The sequence below is a fragment of the Acinetobacter celticus genome (genome assembly GCF_001707755.1).
Lineage (GTDB): Bacteria > Pseudomonadota > Gammaproteobacteria > Pseudomonadales > Moraxellaceae > Acinetobacter > Acinetobacter celticus.
The window spans coordinates 41,328-50,603 of record NZ_MBDL01000003.1 but is presented as its reverse complement, the minus strand read 5'-3'; the positions used below and the strand labels follow the sequence as shown (position 1 = coordinate 50,603).

Annotated in this window: 12 protein-coding genes and 1 rRNA gene; 4 read left to right on the top strand and 9 right to left on the bottom strand. The window is 36.9% G+C overall.

Translation table 11 applies throughout. The features are described from left to right. Positions 1-60 precede the first annotated feature (60 nt). Positions 61-175, top strand: a 5S ribosomal RNA gene (rrf, locus tag BBP83_RS03725). Positions 176-258: 83 nt separating this feature from the next. Here rrf and BBP83_RS03720 read toward each other — a convergent pair. The 9 genes from BBP83_RS03720 to rplM form a co-directional block, all read right to left on the bottom strand. Then, a complete protein-coding gene (locus BBP83_RS03720; protein WP_068886075.1) occupies positions 259-678 on the bottom strand; it encodes a roadblock/LC7 domain-containing protein in 420 nt (139 codons plus the stop codon). An 11-nt stretch (positions 679-689) separates the two neighbouring features. Then, entirely contained in the window at positions 690-1,229 is a 540-nt protein-coding gene (locus BBP83_RS03715) for a GTP-binding protein (protein WP_068886074.1), read from the bottom strand. Between the two features lie 12 nt (positions 1,230-1,241). After that, entirely contained in the window at positions 1,242-2,198 is a 957-nt protein-coding gene (locus BBP83_RS03710) for a hypothetical protein (RefSeq protein ID WP_245669707.1), read from the bottom strand. Positions 2,199-2,322: 124 nt separating this feature from the next. Further along, positions 2,323-2,682 carry a roadblock/LC7 domain-containing protein gene (locus tag BBP83_RS03705; protein WP_068886072.1) on the bottom strand — a complete coding sequence of 120 codons (360 nt, stop codon included), beginning with the start codon at positions 2,680-2,682 and terminating at the stop codon, positions 2,323-2,325. A gap of 421 nt (positions 2,683-3,103) precedes the next feature. Further along, the gene (locus tag BBP83_RS03700; RefSeq protein WP_068886071.1) at positions 3,104-3,745 is read right to left on the bottom strand and encodes a hypothetical protein; all 642 of its coding nucleotides are present in this window, start codon (positions 3,743-3,745) and stop codon (positions 3,104-3,106) included. A gap of 18 nt (positions 3,746-3,763) precedes the next feature. Then, positions 3,764-4,192, bottom strand: a complete 429-nt coding sequence (locus BBP83_RS03695) for a ClpXP protease specificity-enhancing factor (protein WP_068886070.1) — start codon at positions 4,190-4,192, stop codon at positions 3,764-3,766. An 11-nt stretch (positions 4,193-4,203) separates the two neighbouring features. Further along, positions 4,204-4,854, bottom strand: a complete 651-nt coding sequence (locus BBP83_RS03690) for a glutathione S-transferase N-terminal domain-containing protein (RefSeq protein WP_068886069.1) — start codon at positions 4,852-4,854, stop codon at positions 4,204-4,206. Between the two features lie 380 nt (positions 4,855-5,234). Beyond that, the gene (rpsI, locus tag BBP83_RS03685; RefSeq protein ID WP_068886068.1) at positions 5,235-5,621 is read right to left on the bottom strand and encodes a 30S ribosomal protein S9; all 387 of its coding nucleotides are present in this window, start codon (positions 5,619-5,621) and stop codon (positions 5,235-5,237) included. A 13-nt stretch (positions 5,622-5,634) separates the two neighbouring features. Then, complete coding sequence (rplM, locus tag BBP83_RS03680; RefSeq protein ID WP_068886067.1) at positions 5,635-6,063, bottom strand: 50S ribosomal protein L13; 429 nt, start codon at positions 6,061-6,063, stop codon at positions 5,635-5,637. Positions 6,064-6,564: 501 nt separating this feature from the next. Here rplM and pdxA point away from each other — a divergent pair. From pdxA to BBP83_RS03665, 3 genes are read left to right on the top strand one after another with little or no spacing between them, the layout of a single operon-like run. Then, entirely contained in the window at positions 6,565-7,533 is a 969-nt protein-coding gene (gene pdxA, locus BBP83_RS03675) for a 4-hydroxythreonine-4-phosphate dehydrogenase PdxA (protein WP_068886066.1), read from the top strand. 33 nt (positions 7,534-7,566) lie between these two features. Continuing rightward, entirely contained in the window at positions 7,567-8,379 is an 813-nt protein-coding gene (rsmA, locus tag BBP83_RS03670; RefSeq protein ID WP_068886065.1) for a 16S rRNA (adenine(1518)-N(6)/adenine(1519)-N(6))-dimethyltransferase RsmA, read from the top strand. Next, the gene (locus BBP83_RS03665) at positions 8,380-9,234 is read left to right on the top strand and encodes a symmetrical bis(5'-nucleosyl)-tetraphosphatase (RefSeq protein ID WP_068886064.1); all 855 of its coding nucleotides are present in this window, start codon (positions 8,380-8,382) and stop codon (positions 9,232-9,234) included. Positions 9,235-9,276 lie beyond the last annotated feature (42 nt).

Sequence of the window (9,276 nt, the reverse complement as noted above, 5' to 3'; positions counted from 1 at the left end):
AGGCACAACGAAGCGTAAGCAACGTAATTAAGACCATAGCGAGTAGTCATAAACAGTTGTGCTGGCGACAATAGCAAGAGTGAACCACCTGATCCCTTCCCGAACTCAGAAGTGAAACCTCTTTGCGCTGATGGTAGTGTGGGGTTACCCATGTGAGAGTAAGTCATCGCCAGCTCATTAATTCTAAAAACCCCCTCAGTCACAAGACTGAGGGGGTTTTTATGCAGGAAAGAAAAATGAAAAAATATAAGAAAACAATTAAAGCCGTGTATCAAAAGTTTCAATAGCATGAGATGCACGTTTTAACATATAAAGTATTTGGCCTAATAGAACATCTTTTTCAGCAAGTACAATAATAATTAAAGGATGCTGAGGTGACGCGACTGAGCTCAATATTGCTTTTCCATTTTCTGCATCTAGAGTTAGAGTTTGACAGCCTGTTAAATGAATTTCCTTTGTAAAGGCAGTTACCATAGCCAATATTGAACTTCCTACAGCGGCAAGCTTACTATTGTTATAATTTTCTTTTTTATAGAGGCTGGTAAGTTCAAAGCCATCATTAGAGCAGACCATAATAAAGTGGATACCACGAGTATTGCTCATTATATTTTGTATTTCAGTTTTTGCTTTTTGAATTAAATGTGGTGGAGCAACCCTATTTTCTTGAATACCAAACATGATTATTCCTTTTAGGTTAATAGGTTGTGATTGATTTCTACAGAGGTAATTAATGCTTCTAAAAGTAATAAAACATCATCTTTTTTTCGTGCATCAATAAAAAAAAGTGGTGAAAATAAATCTTGACTGACTAACCAATCTTTGTAGAAAGCTGTAGATTTAGAAGAGTTGTCAACATGCGTAATCCCTATGGCAATGTTTTCTGTATAATTTTGAAAGGTCTCTAAATATTTCTCTAGTTCTTCGAGTGGTGATTCAGTATTGTGATCAATTAGGATAATAGCACCGATTGCGCCACGACAAATAACAGGCCAAATAAAGTCAAATCGGCTTTGTCCTGGAGTCCCATATAGACCAATTTTAATATTATCTTCTAAACTGACTTCACCATAATCAATACCCACTGTTGTTTCTAACTTGGAATGGCTATTTGTATCTGTATTAAAAGCTTCTGTGAGTAATACAGGGATATCAGACAGTGAGCGGATCGCCTCAGTTTTACCTGCACCCATAGAACCTGCAAAAACAATTTTATACTGCTGAAGAATCATCGAATTTATCCTTTAAAAGCCAAATTTTTTGCGCAACTTTCCAATGAAGCTTTGAATAAAGCTGTTATCTGCCTGAGTCTCGTGAACTTCAGGTGGGGTGTAATGAGTATCCCAAATATTAATTTTGCTAATATTATTGATTGCAATATTGGCGGCAATGAATTGTCGAATAAAATGAATTGGGATATTTTGTTGTTCTGCAATTTTAGAAATTTTTGCACCTTGAATAAAACATGCAGAAAGCTTAAATATTTTTTTTCGTTGGCTTTTATTAATAGGTTTTGGCCAAAAATGAATGCGGTAATGGCCATCTTCAGGGCAAATTTGATAAAATTCTGGAGAATTCCAAAATAAATTCCAAAGCCAATCTTGTAAAATAACACTCTCTGTTCTGTCGACTTTGACTAAATCAGAAGTAGAGGCTAGGTCGTATTTGAAACTAAGATCAGTTGTTGGTTGTAAACGATTTGGATTAGACCAGACAGAGTTATTTTCAATATCAATGATTGCTATCGAGCCTTGATTATCATAAAGATGTAGTTTGTTTTTAGGTAAGTCTGTTAGCATTTGCTTGAAAAAGCGTTCATTAAAATGATGCGGTTGTTCAATCTGCAGGGTCTGTTCTGTAGAATGAGATTGTGCTTGTACCTCATCATTCGTCTGGCTATCTGGTGATTTATTAATAATATGTTGATTCAGCCAATGATGAAGTTCATTTTCCTTTTCTAAAGGAAGATATAAAGTGTTGTCTTGGACTTTTCCACTTAATTGAGTGTTTTTTGATATTTTTAGCCAAGGAAAATTTGTTTTACTCAGTAGGTTTTGTATGCCATCTGTATTAAAAAAGGTTTCATGAATAAATAAGCAATCCAAATTAATATCAGAAGCTTTTTTCCATTGAATAATTAAGTTGTTTTGAATTATATTGCAAAGCTGATTTTTTAATTCAACAGAATCTTGAATATTCAAACCAGTAATAGCAATATTAATATATCGCTTACTCATATTATCCCTCTATTAATTTCTAGATTATGCTATTTGCAATAGTGGGTGTTAAATCCCCTTTATATTGAATAAAGGGGATTATTTTGAATCAATTGAAATCTAGCTCTTTTTCATAAGATTTTAGTTCATGACGAGCCATGGCTAAGTTAGCTTTTGCTCGGTCTAGGACTAAATATAGAAAAACATTTTCATTTTTTTCTAATGGACGGATAAGATGATATTGTTTTCCTAAAGTAATAAGAATATCAACAATATGGTCATTTAAATTAAGTGATTGGGCGACACGTCTTTTAGCTCTTACAACCTCGGTATTACCTGCCGCTGCAAGTTCTAAATCAATGTCTCCACCCCCTTGTGTGGCAAGGGCTAAGCCACTTTCTCCATCTACTAAAGCTGCCGCATAAAAACCATCAATACCTGTGAGTGAATCTAATGAAACTTTAGCCATATTTTTCTCTCTTATTGGTCATACATAATTATAAATTTTATCTAAGCAACGATTTTAAAACTTTTAGTCTTTGCTTAATTTCATTATAGAAAAGGGTAAATAGTTTTCAATAGAAATATTTTATTAGGAGAAAGAGATAATATTTATTTAAAAGAGAGTTGAGTGATTCTAAATTATTAATGTGATTTTGTTATCATTTTTTAGATATTTTGTGCTTTTAAAACTTAAATCTGGACTAGTTAGCTAAGGAAATAAGAGTGTAAATAAATGTAATTTTGAGTATTTTTTTAGTTATATAGTATTGATTTGAATTTAAATTACAAAAAACAAACATAGTATTTTTTTTTTAGACTTAATCTGATCTTTGGAAATTAAAAAAACAGACAAGTCTGTTCTTTTAATTTTTGTTCTTTAGTTCTATTTATGCAAAAATATTACAAGCCATAGAATATAAAAACCAAAGAATGATAAGGGCGACAATCGGCTCTAGAATTTTTGACCAAACAGGTATTGATTGAATAATTTCTACCTGTTTATGATCTGAGTGTTGATTAACCATATCATTAAACTCCTTCATTGATGCCTCTAATGATATCTCATCTTCAATAAAGGGTTTAGATCCTTTTAGTTCTAAAAGATTGTTTGTTGACCAAACCCAATCATCGGCCATGCCGGCTAGATGCTCAACTTGCCCAAGTAGTAATTCGCGAATACTGTGTAAGTTGTGATTGGCTGTATCATGAAGTTGTTTTAATTCAGCTAGTTGTAGACCGAAAATGGCTACTGTAGTCGATTCGAGTTCTGTATGAGGTAAAGTGGACTTATTTTCTTTTGAAGTGGTTAAGTGGCGTGCAACTTCTTGGATGAAAAGCTCATCTGGCTGGGTGATTTCTTGATAAGCTTTTTTATCATTTGCGCGCCATTGTGTAATTAGCTCGCCTAAGGTGAGGGCATTAATTTCTGAAATATAATGTCGCTTTTCCTCTTTGCTAAATTGGCTAAGAAGTTCTGGCCTTTGAGTGTTAATTTGTTCAACAAAATATTGTACTAAGTCAAAAGCCATCTTTTTACTCCATCATTATTAATCTAGTAGCCTTAAGCTTGATTTCTTCTTCGGCTGTTCAGGTTTTTCTTCAGTACTTGATTTTAAAGCATCTTCATTGTTTTGGATATGCTGATACTCACTTGGGTCAAAGAATAAGCCCTGACTATTTTCACGGGCATAGAGACCCAATACAGCAGAAAAGGGGATATAAAGATTACGTGAAACTCCACCAAATCGTGCAGAGAAGGTAATGGCATCATTGCCCATGTTTAGTGCATGAATAGCATGTGGTGCAAGATTTAAAGTGATTTGCCCATCTTGAATAAACTGCTCTGGTACCATGGTGTTGGGCTGCGTGGCATCGACCAGTAAGTAAGGCGTTAATTGGTTATCACAGAGCCATTCATAAATGGCACGGGTCATATAAGGTCGAGTTGGGCTTAGATTCAATTCTTGTTCAGACATAACGTACTCTATTAATTAGTCAGTAAATCACTGTAACGGTTTTTTTCCTGCAGCGTCATAGACTTTACAAAAGCAGGACGGTTAAAAATACGTTGGCAATATAAGTGAATTGGGCGACATTGCTGGGCCGGAAGTTCAATTCCCATAGATTTTAAGCGTAAAAAAATAGGGGCCAGCATACAATCTAAAATACTGAAATGTTCAGACATAAAGAAAGGGAAATGCTGAAATAGTGGGGTTAAAGACACCAAAGTATCTTTGAGTTTTTTCTGCGCCATTTTTTTTGCTGTAGCATCAAGTGTATCTGGGTGACGAAGAATAAGATCGGCCAAACTCAGCCAGTCTTGCTCAAAGCGCCAAATATACTGACGCTGTTCTGCGCGGGGCATTGGAGCATCGGCATACAGTTTATTTTGACGATAACGATCGTCTAAATATTCAGAAATAATATTGGTATTGAATAATTTTAGTTCATTTTCTAGCAACATAGGAAGTTGATTGTAAGGATTCAGGCTGGCTAGATCTTCATCTTCTTCGTCAACGATAATTAAATGATATTTAATTTGCTTCTCTGTAAGGACATATCGGATCCAATGAGATCGAAAATCATCTGCATGACTATACAGTGTGATTCCTTGAGGAGGTGCGGGTTCGACTGACATAAATCCTGAGCAATATTTTTAGAATAAGATAGGATACTAAAAATAGACTATAAAATCACGAAGCAGTTTGGATAATTGGAAGAATGGTCAATTTGACGTTATGGTTAATGTGTATTCTTTCTTGAATTTAGTTTTTTAGGCGGCGCATTTTAAGGTGATATCTCTTTTAATCTAGATCAAAATAATTTGATTTAAAGAACAATGATTTCAAAAAATGATCAGTGGTGCGTTAGTACTAGCATCATTGGTAGATTTTTACTTATTAGATATTAGGATTTTGTATTGATTGAATTTTGCTAAGTATGTGGTGCTAAAGATGAAATGTAGATATAAAAAAGCCTTGGATAAACCAAGGCTTTTTGTCCGATTCGGTAAACGAATTAACGTTTAGAGAACTGAGGACGTTTACGAGCTTTACGTAAACCAAGTTTCTTACGTTCAACTTCACGAGCATCACGAGTAACGAAACCAGCTTGACGAAGAGCAGGTTTTAAAGTTTCGTCAGCAGCGATCAATGCACGAGTAATACCGTGACGGATTGCGCCAGCTTGACCACCAATACCACCACCAGCAACAGTGATGTAAAGGTCGTATTTATTAGTCGCTTCTAAAAGCTCTAATGGTTGGTTTACAACCATACGAGCAGTTTCACGACCGAAATACTGTTCAAGTGTACGGTTATTGATTACGAGTTTGCCTGTACCAGCTGACAAGAAAACACGTGCAGTTGCGGTCTTACGGCGACCTGTACCATAATTAGTAGCCATGTGCTGTTATCCCTTAGATGTCCAAAACTTGTGGCTGTTGAGCAGCGTGTGGATGCTCAGTACCTGCATACACTTTCATTTTCTTGATCATTGCATAACCAAGAGGACCTTTAGGTAACATACCTTTCACAGCTTTTTCTAAAACTGTTTCTGGTTTGTGAGCGATTAACTTTTCAAAGTTAGTCTCACGGATACCACCAGGGAAACCAGTGTGGCGATAGTATTTCTTATCCTGAGCTTTTTTACCAGTCACAGTAATTTCTTCAGCGTTAATAACAACGATGTAATCGCCAGTGTCAACGTGAGGAGTATAAGAAGTCTTGTGCTTACCGCGTAAACGACGAGCGATTTCAGTCGCAAGGCGACCTAAAGTTTTGCCAGAAGCATCAACAACGTACCAGTCGTGTTGAACTTCAGCTGGCTTAGCGCTGAGAGTTTTCATTAAACCACTACCTATTATAGTTGGTTTGGACTATGGAATCTGTCCAAACAAAAGGAGACGCGATTCTAAACGAAAACGTGAAGAATCACAAATGAAAATATTGAATTTCAAGCGCTATATTATAAAGAATTGTTTAATATTTGACTAGTGATTTCTATCATATTTTTATATCGGTTGATTTTGATTGACTTCAGTTTAAACATTTAAAATAAATCCGGTATTTGATTGATGATATTGAATTTATTGGGGTAGCGTTATTCGACGAAATATTATTTATCTGTCTGTATTTGAATTATATTTTTTTGATGGTCGTTGCTTTAAATTTATTGTTTTTCAGGTATATATGATAATGAGGTTATATTTTATTGATCCTATTGGTTTTTATTTGGGGGCACATTGTAAAAAACCGATGAAGATATAATTAAAATATAAAAATCAACGGTATTTATTGGAAAGATTCAGTAAAATAATTTCACTGAAATAAGTCCTAAAAGGTCAGTTATGCTTCCTTTATATGTCACGAGCGGGGAACCCGCAGGTATTGGTCCAGATATTTGCTTGAATTTAGCAGACCGTATTGATGAACGACCAATTGTGGTATTGGCAGATAAATCGATGCTAAAAAAGCGTGCTGAAATTTTAGGACAGAGCGTTGAGCTGATTGATTATATCGGGCAAGAGAGCGCGTCATCTAAGGGACAACTTTATGTAGAGCATGTTCCTTTAGCGCATGATGTGGTTCTGGGGCAATTAGATGTAAACCATGCATCGTATGTACTTGAACAACTACGCCGTTCTGCTGAATATGCTATGACGGGTAAAAGTGTCGGTGTTGCGACGGCACCAGTTCAAAAGTCCATTATTAATGAAGCTGGCATTCATTTCAGTGGGCATACTGAATATTATCAAGAGTTTGCAGGTGTAGCACGTGTTGTCATGATGTTGGCAACTAAAACGCTTCGTGTGGCTTTAGCAACAACTCATTTGGCCCTGCGTGATGTTGCAGATGCAATTACTGCAGAACGCTTGCATCAAGTGATTGATATATTAATTCATGATTTAAACAGTAAGTTTAAGATTGATCATCCTCAAATTTTGGTTTGTGGTTTAAACCCACATGCAGGTGAGGACGGCTATTTAGGCATGGAAGAAATTGAAATTATTAACCCTGTGCTAGAAAGTTATCGTGAACAAGGCATTGATATGAGTTTATGCCTACCTGCGGATACATTATTTACGCCTGAACATTTAAAAGATGCGGATGCAGTTTTAGCGATGTATCACGATCAGGGTTTACCTGTGTTAAAATCTCAAGGATTTGGTGAAGCCATCAATATTACGCTCGGCTTACCGTTTATTCGTACTTCAGTAGATCATGGCACAGCACTCTCCCTTGCTGGTACTGGACTGGCTAAAAGTTCAAGTTTGCAGGTTGCTGTCGATTTAGCGCTTGATCTTGCTGGTCATTGATCCACTCATTCAGTTTCACGTTGGAATTCTTTTATGTATCAAATTAATGCCTTAAACCCAAAAGATGAAGGGCATCATACGCGTAAGCGTTTTGGTCAAAACTTTTTGCATGATCAACGTGTAATTGCCAAAATTGTTCGTTCGGTTAATCCACGCCCAGGTGAAAATGTAGTGGAAATTGGCCCTGGTTTAGCAGCCTTAACTTCACCTTTAATTGGTGAGTGTGATGCACTCACAGTGGTCGAGCTGGATCGTGATTTGGCGGCGGGTTTGCCAGGTCGTGTGCCTCATCCTGAGCGTTTAACCATTATTGAAGCCGATGCTTTAAAATTTGATTTTATGTCATTGTTTCAAGAAGGCCGTCCACTGCGTGTGGTAGGTAACTTGCCTTATAACATTTCAACACCTTTACTTTTCCATCTTTTAGAATTTGGCGCTAAAGTGAAAGATATGCACTTTATGTTGCAAAAAGAAGTGGTCGATCGTATTACCGCATCACCGAATACCAAAGAATATGGTCGCTTATCGGTGATGATTCAGTACTACTGTAAGCCTACTTTTTTGTTTGAAGTGCCACCAGGATCATTCAATCCACCACCAAAAGTAACCTCTGCGGTGTTCCGTTTAGAACCCTATGATGTCAAACCGATTGTGGCAAAAAATGAAAAAGCGCTGGCACGTTTGGTTTCTCATGTTTTTACCCAGCGTCGTAAAACTCTGCGTAATAGCCTAAAAGGTATGTTGGCTGAAGATGCTTTTGAGAAAACAGGGATTGATCCAATGGCACGCCCTGAAACCTTAAGTATGGCCGATTTTGTGGCCTTATCTGATCTAGTGGTGGCGTAAATGGCGCATCAAAATATCCGCTATAACTATGTGATTGGTGATGTGCAAGGGTGTTTTGAAGCGCTAAAAGCATTACTCAAAAAAATTCAGTTTGATCCTGATCAAGACTTTATTTGGTTTGCAGGTGATTTGGTTGCACGTGGTGAAAATTCGATTGGAGCCTTGCGTTTTATTAAAAAATTGGCCGATCGAGGCGTTGCTGCCACGGTTTTGGGAAATCATGATTTAAATCTTTTGGCCTGCGCACGTGGGATCAAAGAGGTTAAAGCCAAAGACAATACGCGAGATGTGATTGACGCGATTGACAGTGACGAACTGATTGATTGGTTACGCAAACAACCATTGTGCCTTTTTCCAAATGAAACCACAGTTTTGACTCATGCAGGTATTCCATGTAATTGGACTGTGGCGCAAGTTGCAGACTTCGCAAAAGAAGTTGAAGCGGTTGTGGGACATGATGACTTTTCGGTGATGGATCAATTCTTAAAAGAAATGTATGGCACACAGCCTGACATTTGGGAAGATGATTTGACAGGTCATGCGCGTTTACGTTGTATTACCAATTATTTAACTCGTATGCGTTTAACCGATGCACAGGGGCGTTTAGAGTTTAGCTTTAAAGATGCCTTAGATGAACCTATGCCAAAAGGCTTTCAGCCTTGGTTTGAGTTTGAATCTAAAGCCACAGAAACCCATCACGTGATTTTTGGTCATTGGGCTGCACTAGAAGGTCAAACCATTAGTGACCATATTCAAAATGTGGATGGAGGCTGTATATGGGGGAATCAGCTGATTGCTTATCGTTTAGAAGATAAGACGATTTTCCGTGTAGATAACCCCGTTTGTTCAGACTAAATAGAGTTTAAGTCCGTAAAAAAAGCCGCAAAATGCGGCTTT